The organism is Variovorax paradoxus, from assembly GCF_029919115.1.
Lineage (GTDB): Bacteria > Pseudomonadota > Gammaproteobacteria > Burkholderiales > Burkholderiaceae_C > Variovorax > Variovorax paradoxus_O.
This window is the reverse complement of sequence record NZ_CP123990.1, coordinates 2,602,526-2,625,236: the sequence shown is the minus strand read 5'-3', so window position 1 is coordinate 2,625,236 and position 22,711 is coordinate 2,602,526. Positions and strand designations below refer to the sequence as shown.

20 protein-coding genes and 1 tRNA gene are annotated in these 22,711 nt (G+C 65.2%); 15 read left to right on the top strand and 6 right to left on the bottom strand.

Features of this window, described 5'->3' with window-relative positions:
• Positions 1 to 261: 261 nt before the first annotated feature.
• The 8 genes from QHG62_RS12765 to QHG62_RS12730 all read left to right on the top strand — a co-directional run bounded on the left by QHG62_RS12765 (position 262) and on the right by QHG62_RS12730 (position 8,401).
• Positions 262 to 1,449, top strand: coding sequence for a substrate-binding domain-containing protein (locus QHG62_RS12765; protein WP_258506910.1), 1,188 nt, complete (start codon positions 262 to 264; stop codon positions 1,447 to 1,449).
• Positions 1,450 to 1,617: 168 nt separating this feature from the next.
• Positions 1,618 to 3,075: an extracellular catalytic domain type 2 short-chain-length polyhydroxyalkanoate depolymerase gene (locus tag QHG62_RS12760; RefSeq protein WP_281151188.1), complete on the top strand. Its 1,458-nt coding sequence runs from the start codon at positions 1,618 to 1,620 to the stop codon at positions 3,073 to 3,075.
• Between the two features lie 40 nt (positions 3,076 to 3,115).
• Complete coding sequence (locus tag QHG62_RS12755) at positions 3,116 to 3,883, top strand: ABC transporter ATP-binding protein (RefSeq protein ID WP_281151187.1); 768 nt, start codon at positions 3,116 to 3,118, stop codon at positions 3,881 to 3,883.
• A gap of 136 nt (positions 3,884 to 4,019) precedes the next feature.
• On the top strand, positions 4,020 to 4,748 hold the full coding sequence (locus QHG62_RS12750) for an ABC transporter ATP-binding protein (protein ID WP_281151186.1): 729 nt from the start codon (positions 4,020 to 4,022) through the stop codon (positions 4,746 to 4,748).
• A gap of 148 nt (positions 4,749 to 4,896) precedes the next feature.
• A complete protein-coding gene (locus QHG62_RS12745; protein ID WP_281151185.1) occupies positions 4,897 to 5,880 on the top strand; it encodes a branched-chain amino acid ABC transporter permease in 984 nt (327 codons plus the stop codon).
• A 13-nt stretch (positions 5,881 to 5,893) separates the two neighbouring features.
• On the top strand, positions 5,894 to 6,961 hold the full coding sequence (locus QHG62_RS12740; protein WP_281151184.1) for a branched-chain amino acid ABC transporter permease: 1,068 nt from the start codon (positions 5,894 to 5,896) through the stop codon (positions 6,959 to 6,961).
• Positions 6,958 to 7,842 carry an alpha/beta fold hydrolase gene (locus QHG62_RS12735; RefSeq protein ID WP_281151183.1) on the top strand — a complete coding sequence of 295 codons (885 nt, stop codon included), beginning with the start codon at positions 6,958 to 6,960 and terminating at the stop codon, positions 7,840 to 7,842. Before QHG62_RS12740 ends, QHG62_RS12735 begins: the two co-directional genes overlap by 4 nt.
• A gap of 52 nt (positions 7,843 to 7,894) precedes the next feature.
• On the top strand, positions 7,895 to 8,401 hold the full coding sequence (locus QHG62_RS12730) for a DUF1993 domain-containing protein (protein WP_281151182.1): 507 nt from the start codon (positions 7,895 to 7,897) through the stop codon (positions 8,399 to 8,401).
• Between the two features lie 27 nt (positions 8,402 to 8,428).
• Here QHG62_RS12730 and hemH read toward each other — a convergent pair whose 3' ends face one another.
• On the bottom strand, positions 8,429 to 9,463 hold the full coding sequence (gene hemH / locus QHG62_RS12725) for a ferrochelatase (RefSeq protein WP_281151180.1): 1,035 nt from the start codon (positions 9,461 to 9,463) through the stop codon (positions 8,429 to 8,431).
• A 15-nt stretch (positions 9,464 to 9,478) separates the two neighbouring features.
• On the opposite strand from hemH, the gene QHG62_RS12720 reads away from it, so the two are divergent.
• A complete protein-coding gene (locus tag QHG62_RS12720) occupies positions 9,479 to 10,210 on the top strand; it encodes an HAD family hydrolase (protein WP_281151179.1) in 732 nt (243 codons plus the stop codon).
• A gap of 9 nt (positions 10,211 to 10,219) precedes the next feature.
• On the opposite strand, the gene QHG62_RS12715 is transcribed toward QHG62_RS12720, so the two are convergent.
• From QHG62_RS12715 to hpnC, 5 genes are read right to left on the bottom strand one after another with little or no spacing between them, the layout of a single operon-like run.
• On the bottom strand, positions 10,220 to 10,525 hold the full coding sequence (locus QHG62_RS12715) for an NIPSNAP family protein (RefSeq protein ID WP_281151178.1): 306 nt from the start codon (positions 10,523 to 10,525) through the stop codon (positions 10,220 to 10,222).
• A gap of 40 nt (positions 10,526 to 10,565) precedes the next feature.
• Positions 10,566 to 10,868, bottom strand: a complete 303-nt coding sequence (locus QHG62_RS12710; RefSeq protein WP_281151177.1) for a hypothetical protein — start codon at positions 10,866 to 10,868, stop codon at positions 10,566 to 10,568.
• The gene (hpnE, locus tag QHG62_RS12705; protein ID WP_281151176.1) at positions 10,865 to 12,124 is read right to left on the bottom strand and encodes a hydroxysqualene dehydroxylase HpnE; all 1,260 of its coding nucleotides are present in this window, start codon (positions 12,122 to 12,124) and stop codon (positions 10,865 to 10,867) included. The genes QHG62_RS12710 and hpnE overlap by 4 nt, the downstream gene beginning before the upstream one ends.
• Positions 12,121 to 12,960, bottom strand: coding sequence for a presqualene diphosphate synthase HpnD (gene hpnD, locus QHG62_RS12700; protein ID WP_281151175.1), 840 nt, complete (start codon positions 12,958 to 12,960; stop codon positions 12,121 to 12,123). The genes hpnE and hpnD overlap by 4 nt, the downstream gene beginning before the upstream one ends.
• Positions 12,957 to 13,868 carry a squalene synthase HpnC gene (hpnC, locus tag QHG62_RS12695; protein WP_281151174.1) on the bottom strand — a complete coding sequence of 304 codons (912 nt, stop codon included), beginning with the start codon at positions 13,866 to 13,868 and terminating at the stop codon, positions 12,957 to 12,959. Before hpnC ends, hpnD begins: the two co-directional genes overlap by 4 nt.
• Positions 13,869 to 14,018: 150 nt before the next feature.
• On the opposite strand from hpnC, the gene QHG62_RS12690 reads away from it, so the two are divergent.
• The 6 genes from QHG62_RS12690 to clpP all read left to right on the top strand — a co-directional run bounded on the left by QHG62_RS12690 (position 14,019) and on the right by clpP (position 22,682).
• On the top strand, positions 14,019 to 15,863 hold the full coding sequence (locus QHG62_RS12690; protein ID WP_281151607.1) for a potassium transporter Kup: 1,845 nt from the start codon (positions 14,019 to 14,021) through the stop codon (positions 15,861 to 15,863).
• Positions 15,864 to 15,973: 110 nt separating this feature from the next.
• Positions 15,974 to 17,167, top strand: a complete 1,194-nt coding sequence (locus tag QHG62_RS12685) for an efflux RND transporter periplasmic adaptor subunit (RefSeq protein WP_281151173.1) — start codon at positions 15,974 to 15,976, stop codon at positions 17,165 to 17,167.
• The gene (locus QHG62_RS12680; protein ID WP_281151171.1) at positions 17,164 to 20,319 is read left to right on the top strand and encodes an efflux RND transporter permease subunit; all 3,156 of its coding nucleotides are present in this window, start codon (positions 17,164 to 17,166) and stop codon (positions 20,317 to 20,319) included. The genes QHG62_RS12685 and QHG62_RS12680 overlap by 4 nt, the downstream gene beginning before the upstream one ends.
• Positions 20,320 to 20,520: 201 nt before the next feature.
• Positions 20,521 to 20,607 (top strand) — tRNA-Leu (locus tag QHG62_RS12675).
• A 26-nt stretch (positions 20,608 to 20,633) separates the two neighbouring features.
• Positions 20,634 to 21,950 (top strand): trigger factor, encoded by a 1,317-nt coding sequence (gene tig / locus QHG62_RS12670; RefSeq protein WP_281151170.1) that lies wholly within the window; start codon positions 20,634 to 20,636, stop codon positions 21,948 to 21,950.
• Positions 21,951 to 22,073: 123 nt separating this feature from the next.
• The gene (clpP, locus tag QHG62_RS12665; protein ID WP_281151169.1) at positions 22,074 to 22,682 is read left to right on the top strand and encodes an ATP-dependent Clp endopeptidase proteolytic subunit ClpP; all 609 of its coding nucleotides are present in this window, start codon (positions 22,074 to 22,076) and stop codon (positions 22,680 to 22,682) included.
• The last annotated feature ends 29 nt before the right edge of the window (positions 22,683 to 22,711 follow it).

Genomic DNA, 22,711 nt, shown 5'->3' with positions numbered 1-22,711 from the left:
CCCTCATAGGACACGTTGCATTTTGTTGCCAAGCATACTTCGGTGCCGTGTCTGCTGCTGTGCCCGTGCATGAGCGACTGCAAGGGTGCACTCCTAGTTAACCCTGATCGAATAGAAGACAGGTGTCTGAAAATCAGACGATTCAGGTGTTCTGAAGCTGGACGAACTGACTGCTGTCCGAGACAAATCCGTTTGGCATCAACGGCTTCGACGCCTGGCACGAACTGTGCAATATTCAGGCATCTAATAAGGAGACAAAGAATGAACCGTCGCCACCTCGTTGCCCTGGCCGCACTCGCCGCCTGCGCCGCCGCTGCACCCGCATGGGCCCAGTCCAACGAAATCCGCATCGCGCACATCTACAGCAAGACCGGTCCGCTCGAGGCCTACGGCAAGCAGACGCAAACCGGCTTCACCATGGGCCTGGACTACGCCACGGGCGGCACGATGACGGTCAACGGCAAGAAGCTGGTGGTCATCGAAAAAGACGACCAGGGCAAGCCTGACCTCGGCAAGTCGCTTCTCGCGGCCGCCTACTCCGACGACAAGGCCGCGCTCGCGGTCGGCCCCACGGCTTCGGGCGTGGCGCTGGCCATGCTGCCGGTGGCCGAGGAATACAAGAAGATCCTGATCGTGGAGCCGGCGGTGGCCGATTCGATCACCGGCGACAAGTGGAACAAATACATCTTCCGCACCGGCCGCAACTCGAGCCAGGACGCAATTTCCAACGCGGTGGCCATCGACAAGGCAGGCGTGACCGTTGCCACGCTGGCGCAGGACAACGCCTTCGGCCGCGATGGCGTGAAGGCCTTCGGCGCCGCGCTCAAGAAGGCGAAGCTGGTGCACGAGGAATACCTGCCGCCCGCCACCACCGACTTCACCGCTGGCGCACAGCGCCTGATCGACAAGCTCAAGGACCAGCCCGGCCGAAAGATCATCTGGATTGTCTGGGCCGGCGCGGGCAACCCGTTCAAGATTGTCGATCTAGACCTGAAGCGCTACGGCATCGAGATTGCCACCGGCGGCAACATCCTGCCGGCCATGGCGGCCTACAAGAACCTGCCCGGAATGGAAGGCGCGGCCTACTACTACTTCGGCATTCCGAAGAACCCGGTCAACGAGGCACTGGTGTCGGCGCACTACAAGGAATTCAAGGCGCCACCGGACTTCTTCACCGCGGGCGGTTTCTCTGCCGCCATGGCGGTGGTCACGGCGCTCAAGAAGACCGGCGGCGACACCGGCACCAACAAGCTCATCAGCGCCATGGAAGGCATGAGCTTCGACACGCCAAAGGGCAAGATGACCTTCCGCAAGGAAGACCACCAGGCGATGCAGTCGATGTACCACTTCAAGATCAAGGTCGACCCAGCATTCGCGTGGGGCGTGCCCGAGCTGGTGCGCGAGATCAAGCCTGAAGAGATGGACATCCCCATCAAAAACAAGCGCTGAGCTGAGCGCCAAACCCTACCGCGGCCCTCGAGGCCGCAAGCCTTTCGCCCCGGGTGGCCGCCGGGCGAAGCGCCAGCTTGCGCCTTGCGGCGCGAGTACGGCGCCACCAACGGCCGATTCGTCAGCAATCAAGCAAAGCGTTCGACAAACCTACAAAAGGAGACAGCGATGGCAGCGATGCGATGGAACTGGAAGGGATTGGCCGCGGCTGCGGCAATGGCGTTTGGCGCGTATGCCTGTACGGCAACCGCGGCGGTGCCGCTGCCGTCACTCGGCGCGAATCCGGCGGAGGTGAGCGTGTCCGGCCTTTCGGCCGGCGGCTTCATGGCGGTGCAATTGCACGTGGCCTATTCGGCCACCTTCAAGCGCGGCGCGGGCGTGGTGGCCGGCGGGCCGTACTACTGCGCCGAAGGCTCGGTACTCAATGCCACCGGGCGCTGCATGACGCACAGCACCAGCATTCCGGTGTCGTCGCTCGTCAGCACCACCAACAGCTGGGCCGTCAGCGGGGCGATCGACCCGGTGTCGAACATGACGGCATCGAAGGTGTACCTTTTCTCCGGCACGTCGGACAACACCGTGAAGCCGGCTGTCATGGACGACCTGAAGACCTACTACCAGAGCTTCGTGCCCGCTGCCAACACGGTCTACAAGAACAACATCGGCGCCGGCCACGCCATGGTGACCGACGACTACGGCGGCGCCTGCAGCACCACCGCCGCGCCCTACATCAACAACTGCGGCTTCGATCTTGCGGGCGACATCCTGCAGCATCTCTACGGCCCACTGAACCCGCGCAACAACGGCACGCTGGGCGGCACGTTCACCGAGTTCAACCAGTCGGAATTCATCACCGGCCACGGCGTGGCCGCGACGGGGTGGATCTATGTGCCGCAGGCCTGCACCACAGCTTCGTGCCGCGTGCACATGGTGTTGCACGGCTGCAAGCAGAACTACACCGACGTGGGCGACCAGTATGTGCGCAAGACCGGCTACAACCGCTGGGCCGACACGAACAACATCGTGCTGATCTATCCGCAGACCAGCACCGCGGCCACCAACAGCTGCTGGGACTGGTGGGGCTACGACAACGCGAACTACGCGAGGAAGTCGGGGCCGCAGATGGCTGCGCTCAAGGCCATGGTCGACCGCGTGACCGGCTCGGGCGGCGGCTCGTCGCTACCGGCGCCCACCGGCGTGGGCACCTCGGGCGCGACCAGCAGCAGCATGGTGATCGGCTGGGCCGGCGTCTCGGGCGCGAGCGGCTACAACGTGTACCGCGGCGGCAGCAAGGTTAACGCCGCCCCCGTCGCGGGCACCAGCTACACCGACACCGGCCTGGCACCGTCCACCACCTACAGCTGGACCGTGGCGGCGCTGGACGCCAGCAACGCGCAGGGTGCGATGTCGGCCGCGGCCACCGGCACCACGCTGGCCGGCAGCGGTGGCGGCGGCACCTGCTACACCGCCAGCAACTATGCGCACACGGTGGCAGGGCGTGCCTATGCGCTGTGGGGCCTGACGTATGCCTACGGCTCGGCGCAGGCCATGGGGCTGTGGAACATCTACGTCACCACCACGCTGAAGCAGACTGGCCCCAACTACTACGTGATCGGCACCTGTTGAGACCGACCGGTCCCCGACTTTTATTTGCAAATGACCAACGATGCTTGAGACCCGAGACCTGACCATCCGCTTCGGCGGGCACGTGGCCGTCAACAACGTGAGCTGCGCCTTCGCGCCGGGCACGCTGACGGCCATCGTCGGCCCCAACGGCGCGGGCAAGACCACGTACTTCAACCTGATTTCGGGCCAGCTCAAGGCGAGCGCGGGCACGGTGTCGCTCGACGGGCAATTGCTCTCGGGCCTCTCGCCGTCCGCGCGCACGCATGCGGGGCTGGGGCGGGCGTTTCAGCTCACCAATCTGTTTCCGAACCTCACGGTGCTGGAGAACGTGCGCCTTGCGGTGCAGGCCACGCGCGAAGGCGCGCACCGGCGCGGGCTCAATTTGTGGAGCATCTGGAGCGACCACAAGGCGCTGACCGAACGCGCGGACCAGATCCTGGCGGATGTGGCGCTGAAGTCGCGCGAGCATGCGACGGTGGCAAGCCTGCCGCATGGAGACCAGCGCAAGCTGGAGGTGGCGCTCTTGATGGCGCTCGAACCCAAGGTCTTCATGTTCGACGAACCCACGGCCGGCATGAACGCTGCCGAGGCGCCAGTCATTCTCGACCTGATCCGCAAGCTGAAGCGGGACAAGACCAAGACCATCCTGTTGGTCGAGCACAAGATGGATGTGGTGCGCGAGCTCGCGGACCGCATCATCGTGCTGCACAACGGCACGCTGGTGGCCGATGGCGAGCCGGCCGAGGTGATTGCATCGCCGGTGGTGCAAGAGGCCTACCTGGGCATTGCGAAGGAGGCGACTGCATGAAGGCGTCGATGAATTTCTCCCTCCCCCGCTGGAGGAGGGCAGGGGTGGGGGCTCTCGGCCGTCGAACCGCCGCGGCCTTTCAAGCGCCGCATGCCCCAATCCCAACCTTCCCCCGAAAGGGGAAGGAGCAACACCGATGACAACTCAGAACCTGTTGACCCTCGAAGGCGTGCAGACGCACATCGGGGCGTATCACATCCTCCACGGCGTCGACCTGCATGTGCCCAAGGGCCAACTCACCATGCTGCTGGGCCGCAACGGCGCGGGCAAGACGACCACGCTGCGGACCATCATGGGCCTGTGGCATGCGTCGGAGGGCAGGGTGCGCTTTGGTGACAAGGACATTACTGCCCTGCACACGCCGCAGATTGCGGAGCTGGGCATTGCCTATGTGCCCGAGAACATGGGCATCTTTTCCGACCTCACGGTGAAGGAGAACATGCTGCTCGCCGCGCGCGGCGCGAAGAACGCCGAGCAGATGGACGACACGCGGCTGAAGTGGATATTCAAGCTCTTTCCGGCGGTGGAGAAGTTCTGGAACCATCCGGCGGGCAAGCTCTCGGGCGGGCAGAAGCAGATGCTGGCGGTGTCGCGCGCCATCGTCGAGCCGCGCGAACTGCTCATCGTCGACGAGCCCAGCAAGGGGCTCGCGCCGGCCATCATCAACAACATGATCGATGCGTTCGGCGAGCTCAAGCGCAGCGGCGTGACGATTCTTCTGGTGGAGCAGAACATCAACTTCGCCCAGCGCCTGGGCGACACCGTCGCGGTGATGGACAACGGCCGCGTGGTGCACAGCGGCGGCATGGCGGAGTTCTCCGCGGATGCGCAATTGCAGCAGTCGCTGCTTGGATTGGCTCTATGAAGTACTCGACGTTTTTCTCCGTCCCCTCCCGGGGGAGGGTTGGGGTGGGGGCTCGCGGCCTTCGATACAGCATGGCCTTGCAAGTGCCGTCAGCCCCCATCCCAGCCTTCCCCCAGAGGGGCAAGGAGCGAGAGAAGGGGGCGCAACAATGAAAGCACTCGACTTCGACTGGAAGCCGCTGCTTCTCGCCCCCGTGCTCGCAGCGGTCGCGTTGCCGCTCACCGGCTCGTTCTCGACGTGGCTCACACTCACCGTGGCGGGCCTGGCCATGGGCATGATCATCTTCATCATCGCCTCCGGCCTCACGCTGGTGTTCGGCCTGATGGACGTGCTCAACTTTGGCCACGGCGTATTCATTGCGCTCGGCGCCTTCGTGGCCAGCAGCGTGCTCGGCCTGATGGGCGACTGGACCGGTTCGCAGGAGCTGTGGCGCAACCTTGTGGCAGTGTTTCCAGCCATGCTGGTGGCCATGGCGGTGGCCGGCGCGGTGGGGCTGGCGTTCGAGCGCTTCATCGTGCGGCCGGTGTACGGCCAGCACCTGAAGCAGATCCTCATCACCATGGGCGGCATGATCATCGGCGAGGAGCTCATCAAGGTCATCTGGGGACCCGCACAGGTGCCGCTGCCGCTGCCCGAAGCCCTGCGCGGCTCGCTGCTGATCGGCGATGCGGCCATCAGCAAGTACCGCCTGCTTGCGGTTGCGGTGGGCGTGCTGGTGTTCGGGCTGCTCGCGTGGACGTTGGGCCGTACCAAGATCGGCCTGTTGATCCGTGCCGGCGTGCAAGACCGCGAAATGGTCGAGTCGCTTGGCTACCGCATCGGCCGGCTGTTCGTCGGCGTGTTCGTGGTGGGCAGCGCGTTGGCGGGCCTGGGCGGCGTGATGTGGGGGCTGTTCCAGCAGAACCTGGTGCCGCAGATGGGCGCGCAGGTCAATGTGCTGATCTTCATCGTGATCATCATCGGCGGGCTGGGCTCGACGGGCGGGGCGCTCATTGGCGCACTGCTGGTGGGGCTCATGACCAACTACATCGGCTTTCTGCTGCCCACGCTCACGCAGTTTGCGAGCATCTTGCTGATGGTGGCCGTGCTGCTGTGGCGGCCGCAGGGCGTGTACCCGGTGGCCAACCGTTGAGAAAGAAGACGCCATGTTCCTGAAACGACTTCTCTCCAACGACATGCCCCGAAGCCGCCTGCTGGCGCTGCTGCTGGTGGCGCTGTTCATTGCGCTGGCCTTCGCGCCCTTTATCTTCCCGGGCGTGAAGGCGCTCAGCGTTGCGGCCAAGATCCTGGTGTTCGTGGTGCTGGTGGCCAGCTTCGACTTGCTGCTGGGCTACACCGGCATCGTGAGCTTTGCGCACACCATGTTCTTCGGCATCGGTGCCTACGGCATCGCCATTTCGGCGTCGCGGCTCGGGCCCAACTGGGGTGCGATGCTGCTCGGGCTGGGGGCGGCGCTCGCGATCTCGCTGGTGCTCTCGTTTGCCATCGGGCTGTTCTCGCTCCGGGTGCGCGCCATTTTCTTCGCGATGATCACGCTGGCGGTGGCCTCGGCCTTCCAGACGCTGGCTTCGCAGCTCTCGGACTTCACCGGCGGCGAAGACGGCCTTACCTTCAAGCTGCCCGAGCTCATTTCGCCGAGCTTCGAGTTCTCCGAAGAGCCGTTTCTCGGCGTTTCGCTCGACGGCCGGCTGCTGTGCTATTACCTGCTGTTCGTCGTCGCCGTGGTGCTGTTGCTGGCATTGCTGCGAATCGTGAATTCGCCGTTCGGCCGCGTGCTGCAGGCCATTCGCGAAAACGAATTCCGCGCCGAGGCCATCGGTTACCGCGTGGTGGTGTACCGCACCACGGCGGCCGTGCTGTCCGCGCTCTTCGCCACGCTGGCAGGTGCCATGCTCGCGATCTGGCTCCGCTACAACGGGCCAGACACGTCGCTGAGCTTCGAAATCATGATCGACGTGCTGTTGATCGTGGTGATCGGCGGCATGGGCACCATGTATGGCGCGGCCATCGGCGCGGTGCTGTTCGTGCTGGCGCAAAGCTACCTGCAGGACCTGCTGCGCGTGGGCAGCGAGGCGGCAAGCGGGCTGCCCTGGCTTGCCGCTCTGCTGTCGCCCGACCGGTGGCTGCTGTGGCTGGGGGTGCTGTTCGTGCTGTCGGTGTATTACTTTCCGACCGGCATCGTCGGCAAGCTCAGGGCGAGGGCTGCGCGATGAGCAACGATCTCGTTCCGGTTTCACGCTACGCGCAACTCGCCGGCCGCGAAATTCACTGGCTCGATTGGGGCGCGTCCGATGCGCCGGTCGTCATTGCGTGGCATGGCCTTGCGCGCACCTGCCGCGACATGGACGAGCTGGCACAGCACTTTGCCGCGCGCGGCTTCCGCGTGATCTGCCCCGACACCATCGGCCGCGGACTGAGCCAATGGAGCCCGCTGCCCGACGAGGAATACCAGCTCTCGTTCTACGCGCGCCTTGCCGGCGCCCTGTGCGACGAGCTGCGCCTAGGCCGCGTGCACTGGGTCGGCACCTCGATGGGCGGCGCCATTGGCACGGTGTGCGCGTCGGGCCTGTTCGAGCCGCGAATGAAGGGGCGCATTGCGAGCCTGGTGCTCAACGACAACGCGCCGCAGCTTGCACAGGCGGCCATCGAGCGCATTCGTGCCTATGCCGGCGAGCCGCCCGCATTCGACACGGTGGCCGAGCTCGAGCTTTTCTTTCGTACCGTCTACAAGCCCTATGGCTGGCTCAGCGATGCGCAGTGGCGCCGGTTGACCGAAAGCTCCACGCGCCGCCTGCCCGACGGCCGCGTCACACCGCACTACGACCCGGCGATGGTCCGGCAGTTCAGCGCGCACGACAACGACTACCTCATCTGGCCGCACTACGACGCGATCGAGGTGCCGGTTCTGTGCCTGCGCGGCGCCGATTCGGATCTGGTGCTGTCCGAGGTTACCCGGCAGATGCGGGAACGGGGGCCTGGCGTTTCGGGCCAGCTGCAAGTGGTCGAAATCGAGGGGTGCGGTCACGCCCCCGCGCTCAACGTGCCCGAACAACTGGAGCTCATCGAAGGGTTTATTCGGGCCGCCGGCCGCTAGTGGCAAGTCGGCGAGACAATCGCCGCCGATTCCAACCACAAGGACTTTTGCCATGGCGCTTTCGATGTACGACCTCTCCGTGCCGGTCTTCTCCCGCGGGCTCGGCCAGCTCACCCATCTGCTCGAAAAGAGCCTGGCACATGCCAAGGCCAACGATATCGATCCCGCAACGCTGGTGGAAGCAAGGCTTGCACCCGACATGCTCACGCTGGCCGGGCAGATCCAGCGCGCGAGCGACGCCTCGAAGCTCGGCGTGGCTCGCATCGCCGGCATCGCGGCGCCAAGCTTCCCCGATGAGGAAAAGACCTACGACGATCTGCTGGCCCGTATCGTGAAGACGCAGGACTTCCTGGCGACCGTGGACCGCGCGTTGATTGACGGCCACGAGGAGCGCCCCGTCACCATCAAGGCCCGCGAAGGCGAAGCGCATTTCACCGCGCAGCGCTACCTGCTCCAGTTCGCGCTGCCCAACTTCTTCTTCCACGTGACCACGGCCTACGGCGTGCTGCGCCACAAGGGCATGCCGATCGGCAAGATGGACTATTTGGGCAAGTTCTAGGCGCGGGCCTTCCTGAGTTCCAGCGTCTCAAGTGCCGGCGGGCCGCTGCGTCGGCCAGCCCGCCAGGTTGCGTTCGGCAATACCCGCCAGCGCGGTGATCCACGCGGGGCTGTCGTTCAGGCACGGGATGTAGCTGAAGGCCTCGCCGCCTGCATGCATGAAGGCTTCGCGGCCCTCCATGGCAATTTCTTCCAGCGTTTCGAGGCAGTCGGCCGGAAAGCCCGGGCACACCACGTCGACGCGCTTCACGCCGCTCGCGCCGAGCTCGCGCAACGTGGGCTCGGTGTAGGGCTCGAGCCATTTGGCGCGCCCGAAGCGCGACTGGAAGGTCACGCGATGCTGGGCCGCGGAGAGGCCGAGCCGTGCCGCAAGCAGGCGCGCGGTTTCGAGGCACTGCGCCTGGTAGGGGTCGCCGAGTTCGATGTTGCGCGCCGGAATGCCATGGAAGCTCATCAGCAAGACTTCGCCGCGGCCTTCTTTCTTCCAGTGCTGCTCGATACCCGACGCAAGCGCCTCGATGTAGGCCGGATCGTCGTGGTACTGGTTGACGAAGCGGAACTCCGGAATACGCCGCTGGCGGCGGCTCCAGTCGTTCACCGCATCGATCACGCTGGCCGTCGTGGTGGCCGAATACTGCGGGTAGGCCTGCAGCACCAGCACACGCGTGGCGCCTTCGGCCTGCAGCGCATCGAGACGCGAGGCGATAGACGGGCTGGCGTAACGCATGGCGTCGCGCACCGTCACGCGGTGGCGGCGTTCGCCGAGCCAGCCGGCAAGCAACGTGGCCTGCCTTTGCGTCCATACCTTCAGCGGCGAGCCCTCGGGCATCCAGATGCTCGCGTACTTGGCGGCCGACTTGGCGGGCCGCACGCGAAGGATGATGCCGTGCAGGATCAACGCCCAGACCAGCTTGGGAATCTCCACCACGCGGGGGTCGCCGAGAAACTCCGCAAGGTAGGGCCGGACGGCGGCCGCGGTGGGTGCGTCGGGTGAGCCCAGGTTGCACCAGAGCACGGCGGTACGCCCGGCGATGGAACTGTCGTTCGTGTTGACTTGAGGCATGCGATATTCTCGGGCATGACCTCCGCTTCCACGGCGCTCGCGAACGCCGAGCCCCTCGATATCAAGCGCATTGCCGCGATCTCGCTCGACCTGGACGACACCCTGTGGCCGATCTGGCCGACCATCGAGCGTGCGGAGACCGTGCTGCAGGAGTGGCTGCTGCGCGAGGCACCCAAGACCGCCTCGCTGCTGCTGACGCCGGGCATCTTGCGCGAACTGCGCGAAGCCACCGCCAAGGAGCGTTCAGACCTGGCGCACGACCTGAGCGCGCTGCGCCGCGAATCGATTCGAACGGCGCTGAAGCGGGCGGGCGAAGACCCCGCGCTGGCCGACCCGGCCTTTGATGCCTTTTTTGCCGAACGCCAGCGCGTGACGCTGTACGAAGACGCGCTGCCTGCCCTCAAGTGGCTGAGCGAACGCTATCCGCTGGTGGCGGTGTCGAACGGCAATGCCGACATTCATCTGACCGGTGTCGGCCGATGGTTTCGCACCGCCTTCAATGCACGCGCATTTGGCAGCGGCAAGCCGCATGCACCGATTTTCCGCGCCGCGGCCGCTTCGGTCGGCTTGTTGCCGAAAGACGTGCTGCATGTGGGCGACGACGCGGAGCTGGACGTGGTGGGCGCGCTCAACGCCGGCATGCAGGCAGCCTGGCTGGTGCGCGACGAGCGCCCGTGGGTGCACGGCGCACGGCCGCAGCTCATCGTGCCGAACCTGCACGCCTTGTGCGTGGCGCTCGGCGCCTGAACTCCCGCTCTACGAGAACACAGGCCGGAAGAAGCTGCGCTCGTAGCTCACGATGCAGCGGGTGTCTTCGGCGTACCTGAATGCGGCCTGGCATTCGGGGTCTTGCATCGAATCGGCCCGGTACTGCTCGTAGGCCGCCAGGCTCGGAAAGCTGAACATCGCCAGTGCCACGTTGTTGGCACCTTCAGACGGCAGGAAGTAGCCATGGTGCTGCCCGCCGAACTTCTCGACCAGCGGAATCCACAGCTTGCCGTAGTGCTCGAATTCCTTGAGCTTGTAGGGATCGACGATGTAGCGGAGATAGCAGGTGACCATGGTTCTTTCCGTGAACAAGTGGGATCGGCAAATCGGCTTTTCAGTCCAGCCTGAACTGTTCGCGCAGCGCGGCGCAGAAATCGGCGGTGCCGCTGAGCGAGAAGGTCACCGTGTCGAGCTCCGGCGCTTCGCTGGTCTGCTGCAGGTCGAAGTCCCAGGCGGCGCCGTCTTCCAGCGCGCCTTGCGCATCGGGAAAGGTGGCGTTGGCCCAGGCCAGCACTTCAGCAACTTCGGCCAGCACTTCGCGAGTCTTGGCGGGCACGGTCGTGGCCATTGCATCGAAGGTGCCGTGGCCTTCGGTGTCTTCGCTGTAGTCGAAGTCGAGATAACGCAGGTGGTTCATGGTGAGTGCAGGGCATTGGCGGCGGCGAGCCCGCTGAGTACCGCGCCTTCGAGCGTGGCGGGGTAGGGGCCTTCGGTGTAGTCGCCACAGGCCAGCAGGCCGGAGGCGATCTTCGCAGGCGGCCGTGCGAGCGCCGGCGTGCACGCGAAGGTGGCGCGCTTCTCCACGACGGTCTGCACGAGCTGCAGCGAGGTCTGTCCCAACTGCGCGGCAGCCTGGGCCATCACCTGATGCTCCAGCGCCTCGCGCGGAGTTTCATTCGCGCTCACGACCATGGCAAGCACGCCCTCCGGCCCGCCGAGTTGCGCGCGATCGAACACGAACTGCGCCGGTGCCGTGGCGGGATGGCTGCGCAGCGCAAGCATCGGCTCTGTAAGGCGTGTGGCGCCGCGCACATAAACGGTGGCAATGGCTTCGAAGCGCAAGGCCTCGGTGGTTTCGCACCAGCGCTCTGCCGGCAGGCCGGATGCGCGCACCAGCCGGGCCGCGTCCCACGGTGCGCAGGCGAGCACGACTTGATCGAAGCCCTCATCGTCTACGCGCCATTGCTCGCCTTGACGCGAGATGGCGCGCACGCGCGTGCCGATGCGCAGCGTGGCGCCATGCTGTGCGAGCCAGGTCAAGGCCGCGTCAGGAAAAAGCGCACCCAGGTCCACACGCGGAATCAGCAGGTCGGCGCCGCCGCTGCCGCTGAAAAGTGCGTCGCGCAGCACGCGCAGGAACACTTCTCCGCTCGATTGATCGACCGGCGTGTTGAGCGCCGAAACGCACAGCGGCTCGATCAGCTCGTGCATCACGCGCGGTGTGAGGCCGGTGCAGAGCGCGCCAACGGAAGTGCCGGGCGCGCAGCGGAATCCGACGAGGCGCCACTGCACGGCGGTGCGCAGCAAGGTGGATTTGTCGCGCCATGTCCAGCCGCGCGCGCTGAAGATGCCAGCCAGCAGATCGAGCGGCGCTGGCAGCCGCGGCAGCTTCAATCCGCCGCCGTCGGCAAAACGCAGCGAAAGCGGCATGCGCAGCAGCGCAGTGCTTGCATCGACGCCCACATCGCACATGAGATTCAGCGTTGCGGTGTAGGCGCCGATGAGGATGTGCTGCCCGTTGTCGAGCGCCATTCCGTGCATGTTGTCGACCCGCCGCGCCCGTCCGCCCGCCATGTGCGCGGCTTCGTGGAGCGTGACGGCATGGCCGAGGCGCGTGGCTTCGACGGCGCAGGCGAGGCCGGCCCAGCCGGCGCCGATGACGGCTGTTCTCAAATGCGCCCCAGCGCCTGAACCTTCCACGCCAGCCAGAACTTGCGCACCGGCGTCAGGCTCACGCGCTGGTTCAGCACCTGGAAGTTGTCGCGCTCTATTTCGCGCAGCAGCGTGCGGTAGATGCTGGCCATCATGAGGCCGGGCTTCTGGGCGCGGCGGTCTGCAATGGGGAGGAGGGCGAGGGCCTCGTCGTATGCCGCATGCGCGCGCTCGGCCTGGAACTTCATGAGCGCGACAAAGCGCTCCGAATGCACGCGGTTGAGAATTTCGTGCGCCTTCACGTCGAACTTCTGCAGTTCGTTCACGGGCAGGTAGATGCGCCCGCGCAGCGCGTCTTCGCCCACGTCGCGAATGATATTGGTGAGTTGCAGCGCCAGGCCGAGCTTGTGCGCATAGGCGGTGGTCTGCGGATCGGTCTGGCCGAAGATGCGTGCTGCGACTTCGCCGACCACGCCGGCCACGAGGTGGCAGTAGCGCGCGAGGCCCGGAAAGTCGAGGTACCGGGTCTGGTCGAGGTCCATCTGGCAGCCGTCGATCACTTCGTTGAGCTGCCGGGGCTCGATGCCGTAGGCCGCGGCATGCGGCAACAGCGCCTGCATCACAGGGTGCCGCGGCGGGCCCGAAAAAGATTGCGCCACCTCGGTGCGCCACCAGGCGAGCTTGGTGGCGGCCACACCGGGGTCGCTGACCTCGTCGACCACGTCGTCGATCTCGCGGCAGAAGGCATAGAACGCCGTAATGGCCGCGCGCCTGGGTTTGGGCAAGAACAGGAAGGCGTAGTAGAAACTGCTGCCCGAAGCGGCGGCCTTGTCTTGTACGTATTGCTCGGGAGTCATCGGGGGAGCGCTTTCATGGGCGGCAATTGTCTCCGCATCCGCAGGGCCCGCCACACCAGCAGCGGTGCATCGCTCTTGCCGATCTTGGGGCGCTGCGAGAAGGTGTCGAAGCCCAGGTCTTCGATCTTGTCGAGAATGCGCAGGCCCCCCTGCACGACGAAGCGCAGTTCCCAGCCCGCGCGGCCCGGCAGCCGGTGGACCAGCGGTGCGCCCAGCGTCATCAGTTCCCGTGCCCAAGCGCTTTCAACGGCAATGAGGTTGATGGCTTCCTGCGGAGGCGGTGCGTCACCCAGGGGGGCGAAGACCTTGAAGCTCTCGCGCGCCAGGCCGCGCCGGGTGCAATCGGTGAGCGGAAAGTAAAAGCGGCCGCGGGGCAGGTCCACGCTCGGGTCCTGCCAGAAATTGATCAGTTGCAGCGCGCTGCAGATGGCGTCGCTCTGCGCCAGAGATTCCGCATCGGTCACGCCGTAGAGATGCAACAGCAGGCGGCCGACCGGGTTGGCGGAGCGGCGGCAATAGTCGAGCAGTTCGGCGCGGTCGGCATAGGTACCGCCGTCGCGGGTCTTTTCGATGTCCTGGATGAAGGCACTCAGCAGGTCGGCGAGCAAGTCTTCCGGCAGTGCGAACTGCGCCATGCTGTAGGCGAGCGGGCCGAACACCTCGGGCCAGCGCGGGGAGGGCGGCATGCTGCCCAGGGCGGCGGCGCGGAGCTCTTCGCGGTAGGCGCGCAGGTCGGCCAGCCGCTCGTCGGGCGAGGCATCGCCTTCATCGGCGATGTCGTCGGCGGTCCGGGCGAAGTGGTAAATGGCGGCAATCGGCGCGCGCAGGTGCGGCGGGCACAGCCACGAGGCGACCGGAAAGTTTTCGTAGTGCGCGGGCGGCGCGGCAATGGGGGATGGTGCGGACACGCGGCGATTGTCCGCGACGAGCGATGCGGCGGACTATGCTCATGGTGTCGCCATCAACAGTTTTCAGCTTTCATGAATGCATCGGCACCGGTTCCCTCTGCCCCTACTCCAGCGCCCGGCGAGGCGCCTCATGCGGCAGGGCCGGGCCTGATGATTGCCGCCTTGGGCGTGGTGTTCGGCGACATCGGCACGTCGCCGCTCTACGCCTTCAAGGAAACGCTGAACCCGGAGCACGGCGTGGCGTTTACGCCCGGTGCGGTGCTGGGACTGCTCTCGCTGATCTTCTGGGGCCTGATGTTCGTGGTAACGCTGAAGTACGTGGTGTTCGTGCTGCGCGCGGACCACGACGGCGAAGGCGGCATTCTTGCGCTGCAGGCGCTTGCCCGCAGCGCGGTGGCAGGCCCCCAGGCCCGGCCGTGGATGTGGAACGTGATCGGGGTGCTCGGCCTGGTGGGCGCGGCCATGTTCTATGGCGACAGCCTGATCACGCCGGCCATCTCGGTGCTGTCTGCCGTCGAGGGACTCGAGGTGCAGGCACCCGTGCTGCAGCGGGCCGTGATTCCGATCACCATGCTTATCCTGCTCGGGCTCTTTGCGGTGCAGCGCAAGGGAACCGGCGTGGTCGGCAAGGTGTTCGGGCCGGTCATGCTGCTGTGGTTTGCGGTGCTGGCGCTTGCGGGAGGCTGGCAGGTGCTGCAGCAACCGCAGGTACTTGCGGCACTCGATCCGCGGTGGGCCGTCGGGTTTCTGGTCGAGCACCGGGCCCAGTCGCTGGCGGTGCTTGGCGCGGTGTTCCTGGCCTTTACCGGCGGCGAGGCGCTGTATGCCGATATGGGGCATTTCGGCGCGCGGCCGATCCGCCTGGCCTGGCTTTTCATTGCGCTGCCGGGCCTGGTGCTCAACTATTTTGGGCAGGGTGCGCTGGTGCTGGCAAACCCGGCGGCTGTCGACAACCCGTTCTTCCGGCTCTTTCCTTCCTGGGGTGTGGTGCCGATGGTGGTGCTTGCCGCCATGGCAACCGTGATTGCCTCGCAGGCCGTGATTTCGGGTGCCTTTTCCCTCACGGCCCATGCCATGCGCATGGGCTACCTGCCGCGCATGCGCGTGGTGCAGACCTCGGGTGCGGCCATCGGCCAGATCTATGTGCCCACGGTCAACTGGCTCCTGATGGTGGGGGTGTTGCTGCTGGTGCTGGGCTTTCGCAGTTCGGCGGCGTTGTCGGCGGCGTATGGCATTGCGGTGTCGATCACGATGGTGACCACCACGCTGCTGGCCGGCATCGTGGCCTGGGGCCTGTGGCGCTGGAACCGGGCGGCGGTGTTGCTTGGCGTGGTGGCTTTCGCGCTGGTCGACCTGACCTTCGTGGTGGCAAACAGCCTCAAGGTAGCTGAAGGCGGCTGGCTTACGCTGGCCGTGGCGGCCGGGGTGATGGTGCTTTTCACCACCTGGGCCAAGGGACGCCGCCTGGGCCTCGAAGCCGCGGCGGCCGAAAGCCTGCCGCTCAAGGCATTTTTCGAATCGCTGGCGCTGCACATGCCGCATCGGGTGAGCGGCACGGCGGTGTTCCTGAATGCCGATGCGACCTCGGTGCCGCACGCCTTGCTTCACAACCTCAAGCACAACCAGGTTCTGCACGAGCAGGTGATCGTGTTGCGGGTACTGGCCTGCGACACGCCGCGGGTGGAAGCACGCATGCGCATAGAGGCCGAGTGCCTGATGAAAGGCATCTGGGTGTTTACCGCCCGCCATGGCTTCATGGAGCGGCCCGATGTGCCCGAGTTCATCCGCATCCTGGCGTACCAGAAGGCGTTGGCGATCGACTCGATGAAGACCTCGTACTTCGTTTCGCGCGCCTCGGTCGGCGAAGAAAACCTTCCGGGCATGAACCCCGTACGCCGCGCGCTTTTCGGCTGGCTGCAGCGAAACGCCGGCCGTGCGTCCGACTATTTCGAGATTCCGGGCAACCGGCTGGTGGAAATGGGGCAGCGAACGTAGAAACGAAGCGCCCCGGCTGTCACGCCGCGATTGACAGTGTTTAAGGTTTACCCTAGATTACTAACCGGTGGGTCAGTAATTGACCCGGTTCGACCTTTCTAGGGTGTCTCATGACCGCCTCTTCCGGCCTCTCTCCTCTTGCCCGCGGTGCCGCCTGGCTACTGCTTCCCGCCTTGTTCCTGGCCGGCTGTTCGCAGTCGAAGCCGGCCGAGGAACCTGTGCGCGCGGTCAAGCTGGTGACCGTCGGCACCAGCGACTTCGACGCCCAACCCGAATTCTCGGCCGAGGTCCGGGCGCGTGTCGAATCGCGCCTGGGGTTCCGCGTGGCGGGCAAGATCATCAAGCGCCAGGCAGAACTGGGCCAGCACGTGCAGGCCGGGCAGGTCTTGGCGCAACTCGATCCGCAGGACTACCGGCTGGCAGCCGAAGCGGCGAGGGCCCAGTTGGCCGCAGCGCAGACCAACCGCGATCTTGCGGCGGCCGATCTCAAGCGCTACACCGAATTGCGGTCGCAAAACTTCATCAGCGGCGCCGAACTCGAGCGCCGCGAGTCGACTTTCAAGGCTGCGCAGGCCCAGCTCGAGCAGGCGCAGGCCCAGCTGTCGTCGCAGGGCAACCAGGCCAGCTACACGTCGCTCGTTGCAGACGTGGCCGGCGTCATTACTGCCATCGAAGCCGAACCCGGACAAGTGGTGCAGGCCGGTACGCCCGTGGTGCGCATTGCGCAGGACGGTGCGCGCGATGTGGTGTTTGCGGTGCCCGAAGACCGGGCCGCGCTGATCAAGCCCGGCTCGCCGGTGACGGTGCGCGGCTGGTCGGGCGGCGATGAACTGCAAGGCCAGGTGCGCGAAGTGGCGGCCAGCGCCGACGCCGTTACGCGCACCTATTCGGTCAAGGTGGCAATCGACGCGGCAACCTCGCCTGCGCTCGGCGCCACCGTCTACGCGCGCCCGCAGGCGCTGGCTCGCGCCGGCGGCGCGGTCATCAAGCTGCCGACCAGCGCATTGCGGCAGGAGGGCAAGGGCACCGCGGTCTGGGTGCTGGACAAGCCGACGATGACAGTGCGGTCGCAGCCGGTGCAGGTTGCCACGGCAGACGGAAACGAAGCCGTGATCGGCGCCGGGCTCGCACCCGGCATGATGGTCGTCGCCGCGGGCGTGCATGTGCTTTCGCCGGGACAAAAGGTCACCATCTACCAGACGAAAGAGGCTGCCGCCGCAGCCGCCAGCGCGAACGAATCGGTTAAGCCCGCCCAACCCGTTGCGGCGACGAAGAAGGAGATCGCAGCAGGTGCCTCCAAATGACGCAGGGCGCTGCGACAACGGACAAGCCCGCAGGCTTCAATCTCTCCAAATGGGCGCTGGACCACGCGCCGCTCACGCGCTACCTGATGGTGGTGTTGATGGTGCTGGGAGCCTTTGCGTATTTTCAGCTCGGTCAGGACGAAGACCCGCCGTTCACCTTTCGTGCGATGGTGGTGCGCACCTATTGGCCCGGCGCCACGGCGCAGCAGGTGGCCGAGCAGGTAACCGACAAGCTCGAGCGCACGCTGCAAGAGGCCCCCTACGCCGACAAGATCCGCAGCTATTCGAAGCCGGGCGAGTCGCAGATCATTTTCCAGATCAAGGATTCGTCCAAGGCGGCCGATGTGGCCAACGTCTGGTACACGGTGCGAAAGAAAATCGGCGACATGCGCAACACGCTGCCGCCGGGCGTGCAAGGCCCATTCTTCAATGACGATTTCGGCGATGTGTATGGCGTGATCTACGCGCTGGAGAGCGAGGGCTTCAGCCAGGCCGAGCTCAAGACGCTGGCTGACGAAGTGCGCCAGCAGTTGCTGCGCGTGAAGGACGTCGCCAAGGTCGACCAGTTCGGCGTGCAGGACCAGAAGGTCTATATCGAGATTTCGCAGAAGCGTGTTGCGCAGCTGGGGCTCGACTTCAACGCCGTGCTCGCGCAGCTCGGCTCGCAAAATGCCGTGGAAAGCGCGGGCACGATCCAGTCGCCGCTCGACGTGGTGCAGGTGCGCGTGGGCGGGCAGTTCACCAACGTCGAGCAACTGCGCGAAATGCCGATCCGCGGCAGTTCTGGCAACCAGCTCAAGCTTGGCGACATTGCCGAAATCCATCGCGGCTATGTCGATCCGCCTGCCGTGAAGGTGCATCACCAGGGCAAGGAAGTGGTTGCGCTTGGCGTTTCGATGGCCAAGGGCGGCGACATCATTGCGCTGGGCAAGGCATTGCGCGCCACCACCGCAACCATCGACCAGCGCTTGCCCGCCGGCGTGAAGCTCGCGCAGGTGCAGGACCAGCCAGTGTCGGTGGCCAGCTCGGTCAATGAATTCGTCGGCGTGCTGATCGAGGCCGTGGCCATCGTGCTGGCCGTGAGCATCATCTCGCTCGGCCTGCACAAGGGTGGGCGCTTCGGCTGGTACATCGATATTCGCCCGGGCCTGGTGGTGGCAATCACCATTCCGCTGGTGTTGGCCGTTACCTTCCTGGCCATGAACTACTTCGGCATCGGGCTGCACAAGATATCGCTGGGCTCGCTGATCATTGCGCTGGGCCTCCTGGTGGACGACGCGATCATCGCGGTCGAAATGATGGTGCGAAAGATGGAAGAGGGCTACGACAAGGTGCGGGCCGCCACCTTCGCCTATGACGTCACCGCCAAGCCCATGCTGACCGGCACGCTCATTACCGCGGCGGGTTTCCTGCCCATTGGCATTGCCAAGTCGGTGACGGGTGAATACACCTTCGCCATCTTTGCGGTGACGGTCATTGCGCTGGTACTGTCGTGGATCGTGTCGGTGTATTTCGTGCCCTACCTCGGCACGCTGCTGCTCAAGGTCAAGCCGCACGACCCCGATGCGCCGCCGCACGAGCTGTTCGACACCCGGTTCTACAACAGCTTCCGCCGCGCGGTGAACTGGTGCGTGCAGCACCGCTGGCTGACCATCGGCGCCACCGTGTTCATCTTTGCCCTGGGCATCTTCGGCATGGGGAAGGTGCAGCAGCAGTTCTTCCCGGATTCGAGCCGGCCCGAAATCATGGTGGACATCTGGTTCCCCGAAGGCACCTCGTTCCCCGCGAACGAAGAGGTGGCCAAGCGGGTAGAGCAGCGCATCATGAAGGAAGAGGGCGTGAAGACGGTCAGCACCTGGATCGGTTCCGGCGTGCCGCGCTTCTACCTGCCGCTGGACCAGGTGTTTCCGCAGACCAACGTGTCGCAGCTCATCGTGCTCGCCAAAGACCTGAAGGTACGGGAAAGCTTGCGCATCAAGCTGCCCGCGCTGCTGGCGCAGGAGTTCCCGGAAGTGCGCGGCCGCGTGAAGCTGCTGCCCAATGGGCCGCCGGTGCCCTACCCGGTGCAGTTCCGCGTCATCGGAACCGACCCGGCGCAACTGCGCGCGCATGCCGACGAGGTGAAGGCCGTGCTGCGCGACAACGCCAACATGCGCGGCGTGAACGACAACTGGAACGAGTCGGTCAAGGTGATCCGGCTCGAGGTCGACCAAGCCAAGGCGCGCGCGCTCGGCGTGACCAGCCAGGCAATCGCGCAAGCGTCCAAGACGATGTTCTCCGGAACCACGGTGGGCCAGTACCGCGAAAACGACCTGCTGATCGACATCGTTCTGCGCCAGTCAGCGGACGAGCGCGAGGCCATTTCGGACATCGGCAACGCCTACCTGCCCACGACCTCCGGGCGTTCGATTCCGCTCACGCAGATCGCGCGGCCTGTATTCACCTGGGAGCCGGGCGTGATGTGGCGCGAGAACCGCGACTACGCCATCACGGTGCAGGGCGACGTGGTCGAAGGGCTGCAGGGCGCCACGGTCACCGAGCAGCTGCTGCCGCAGTTGCGCAAGCTCGAAGCCGGCTGGCATGCAGCGGGCGAGGGCGCCTACCGCATCGAGGTGGCGGGCGCCGTCGAGGAAAGCAGCAAGGGCTCGGCTTCCATCGTGGCGGGCGTGCCGATCATGCTGTTCCTGGTGTTCACGCTGCTGATGCTGCAGCTGCACAGCTTCAGCCGCTCGCTGCTGGTGTTCATTACCGGTCCCATGGGCATTGCCGGCGTTGCCGGTGCGCTGCTGCTGCTGAACCGGCCGTTCGGCTTCGTCGCGCTCCTGGGCGTGATTGCGCTGATGGGCATGATCCAGCGCAACGCGGTGATCCTGATCGACCAGATCGAGAGCGACCGCGCAGCCGGCGTGCCCGCGTGGGACGCCATCGTCGAGTCGGCCGTGCGGCGCCTGCGCCCCATCGTGCTGACCGCGGCGGCGGCGGTACTGGCGATGATTCCGCTTTCCCGCAGCGTGTTCTGGGGGCCGATGGCCGTTGCCATCATGGGCGGGCTGGTCGTGGCTACGGTCTTGACCCTGCTGGCCCTGCCGGCAATGTACGCCGCCGCATTCCGCATCAAGCGGGAGCCGAAAGAGGGTCTGATTAGCGCTTAAAATACGCGGTTGACCGATTTCAGGCGGACGGTCGCGGGAGCCGAAAGAGGGTCTGATTAGCGCTTAAAATACGCGGTTGACCGATTTCAGGCGGACGGTCTTTGGGCGGCGGGTATTCGATATCGGCGATATCGAATACCCGTGGCACCAGGACCGTCCGCCTGACCGTCCGCCTTTGCATTCACCTGAAAAATTTGGCAAGCGCGGGTGGCGAAATTGGTAGACGCACCAGGTTTAGGTCCTGACGTTCGCAAGAACGTGCCGGTTCGAGTCCGGCCCCGCGCACCAGCCACACCCCTCACAAGGAAGACACCATGACCGTGACCGTTGAAACTCTCGAGAAGCTCGAACGCAAGATCACGCTGACCCTGCCGGTCGGCACCATCCAGTCCGAAGTCGATTCGCGCCTCAAGAAGCTCGCGCGCACCGTCAAGATGGATGGCTTCCGTCCGGGCAAGGTGCCGATGAACGTCGTGGCCCAGCGCTACGGCTACTCGGTGCACTACGAGGTCATGAACGACAAGGTTGGTGAAGCCTTCTCGCAAGCCGCCAACGAAGCCAAGCTGCGCGTGGCCGGCCAGCCCCGCATCACCGAGAAGGAAGAGTCGCCCGAAGGCCAGCTCGCCTTCGACGCGGTGTTCGAGGTGTTCCCCGAAGTCAAGATCAAGGACCTGTCGGGCGCCGAAGTCGAGAAGCTCTCGGCCGAGGTGGGCGACGACGCCATCGACAAGACGCTCGACATCCTGCGCAAGCAGCGCCGCACCTTCGCGCAGCGCGCACAAGACGCCGTGGCCCAGGACAACGACCGCGTGACGGTCGACTTCGAAGGCAAGATCGACGGCGAGACCTTCCAGGGCGGCAAGGCCGAAGACTTCCAGTTCATCGTCGGCGAAGGCCAGATGCTGAAGGAATTCGAAGACGCCGTGCGCGGCATGAAGGCCGGCGACAGCCGCACCTTCCCGCTGTCGTTCCCGGCCGACTACCACGGCAAGGACGTGGCCGGCAAGCAAGCCGACTTCATGGTCACCGTGAAGAAGATCGAAGCCTCGCACCTGCCGGAAGTCAACGAACAACTCGCCAAGTCGCTCGGCATTGCCGAAGCCACGGTCGAAGGCCTGCGCGCCGACATCAAGAAGAACCTCGAGCGTGAAGTCAAGTTCCGCCTGCTGGCCCGCAACAAGAACGCCGTGATGGACGCCCTGGTGGCCAACGCCGAGCTCGACCTGCCCAACGCCAGCGTGCAGTCCGAAGTGAACCGCATGATCGAAGGCGCCCGCGCCGAGCTCAAGCAGCGCGGCATCAAGGACGCCGACAAGGCGCCGATTCCCGAAGAAGTGTTCCGCCCGCAAGCCGAGCGCCGCGTGCGCCTGGGCCTGGTGGTGGCCGAACTGGTGCGTGCCAACAACCTGCAGGCCAAGCCCGAGCAGATCAAGGCGCACATCGATGAGCTGGCAGCCAGCTACGAAAAGCCGGCCGACGTCGTGCGCTGGTACTTCAGCGACAACAACCGCCTGGCCGAGGTCGAGGCAGTCGTCATCGAGAACAACGTGACCGATTTCGTGCTCAGCAAAGCCAAGGTCAACGAAAAGTCGGTTTCGTTCGACGAGTTGATGGCTCAGCAGCAAGGCTGAGCGCCGGGCCTGCCCGCCGCCCGCAACGCCAATGGGGCTTGTGCTTTACGGCACGAGCCCCATTTCACTCAGGCGTACAGTTAAATTCGAACAGCGAACGAACCTTTTCCGGAGAGCAAATCAATGAGCGCACAGGATACCAAGGCCCTCGGCATGATTCCGATGGTCATCGAGCAGTCGGGTCGCGGCGAGCGGTCCTACGACATCTATTCGCGTCTCCTCAAGGAGCGCATCATTTTCCTGGTGGGCGAAGTCAACGACCAGACCGCCAACCTCGTGGTGGCGCAGTTGCTGTTCCTGGAGAGCGAGAATCCGGACAAGGACATTTCGTTCTATATCAATTCTCCGGGCGGCAGCGTGAGCGCCGGCATGGCCATCTATGACACCATGCAGTTCATCAAGCCCGACGTTTCCACGATGTGCATCGGCTTTGCGGCCAGCATGGGCGCCTTTTTGCTGGCGGCCGGCGAAAAGGGCAAGCGCTTTTCGCTGCCCAATTCGAAGATCATGATCCACCAGGTGCTCGGCGGCGCTCGCGGCCAGGCCACCGATATCGAGATCCATGCCCGCGACATCCTGCGTACCAAAGACCAGATGAACCGCATCCTGGCCGAGCGCACGGGCCAGCCGCTCGAGAAAGTCAAATCGGACACCGAACGCGACTATTTCCTCACGGCGGACGAAGCCAAGGATTACGGCCTGGTCGACCAGGTTATTGCAAAGCGCGGCTGATCAATCGGCCCGCGCCGTGGCGCCGGTGC

Coding starts and splice junctions, on each gene's coding strand:
- QHG62_RS12765 (WP_258506910.1), top strand. CDS start 262: ATGAACCGTCGCCACCTCGTTGCCCTGGCCGCACTCGCCGCCTGCGCC.
- QHG62_RS12760 (WP_281151188.1), top strand. CDS start 1,618: ATGGCAGCGATGCGATGGAACTGGAAGGGATTGGCCGCGGCTGCGGCA.
- QHG62_RS12755 (WP_281151187.1), top strand. CDS start 3,116: ATGCTTGAGACCCGAGACCTGACCATCCGCTTCGGCGGGCACGTGGCC.
- QHG62_RS12750 (WP_281151186.1), top strand. CDS start 4,020: ATGACAACTCAGAACCTGTTGACCCTCGAAGGCGTGCAGACGCACATC.
- QHG62_RS12745 (WP_281151185.1), top strand. CDS start 4,897: ATGAAAGCACTCGACTTCGACTGGAAGCCGCTGCTTCTCGCCCCCGTG.
- QHG62_RS12740 (WP_281151184.1), top strand. CDS start 5,894: ATGTTCCTGAAACGACTTCTCTCCAACGACATGCCCCGAAGCCGCCTG.
- QHG62_RS12735 (WP_281151183.1), top strand. CDS start 6,958: ATGAGCAACGATCTCGTTCCGGTTTCACGCTACGCGCAACTCGCCGGC.
- QHG62_RS12730 (WP_281151182.1), top strand. CDS start 7,895: ATGGCGCTTTCGATGTACGACCTCTCCGTGCCGGTCTTCTCCCGCGGG.
- hemH (WP_281151180.1), bottom strand. CDS start 9,463: ATGCCTCAAGTCAACACGAACGACAGTTCCATCGCCGGGCGTACCGCC.
- QHG62_RS12720 (WP_281151179.1), top strand. CDS start 9,479: ATGACCTCCGCTTCCACGGCGCTCGCGAACGCCGAGCCCCTCGATATC.
- QHG62_RS12715 (WP_281151178.1), bottom strand. CDS start 10,525: ATGGTCACCTGCTATCTCCGCTACATCGTCGATCCCTACAAGCTCAAG.
- QHG62_RS12710 (WP_281151177.1), bottom strand. CDS start 10,868: ATGAACCACCTGCGTTATCTCGACTTCGACTACAGCGAAGACACCGAA.
- hpnD (WP_281151175.1), bottom strand. CDS start 12,960: ATGACTCCCGAGCAATACGTACAAGACAAGGCCGCCGCTTCGGGCAGC.
- QHG62_RS12690 (WP_281151607.1), top strand. CDS start 14,019: ATGATTGCCGCCTTGGGCGTGGTGTTCGGCGACATCGGCACGTCGCCG.
- QHG62_RS12685 (WP_281151173.1), top strand. CDS start 15,974: ATGACCGCCTCTTCCGGCCTCTCTCCTCTTGCCCGCGGTGCCGCCTGG.
- QHG62_RS12680 (WP_281151171.1), top strand. CDS start 17,164: ATGACGCAGGGCGCTGCGACAACGGACAAGCCCGCAGGCTTCAATCTC.
- tig (WP_281151170.1), top strand. CDS start 20,634: ATGACCGTGACCGTTGAAACTCTCGAGAAGCTCGAACGCAAGATCACG.
- clpP (WP_281151169.1), top strand. CDS start 22,074: ATGAGCGCACAGGATACCAAGGCCCTCGGCATGATTCCGATGGTCATC.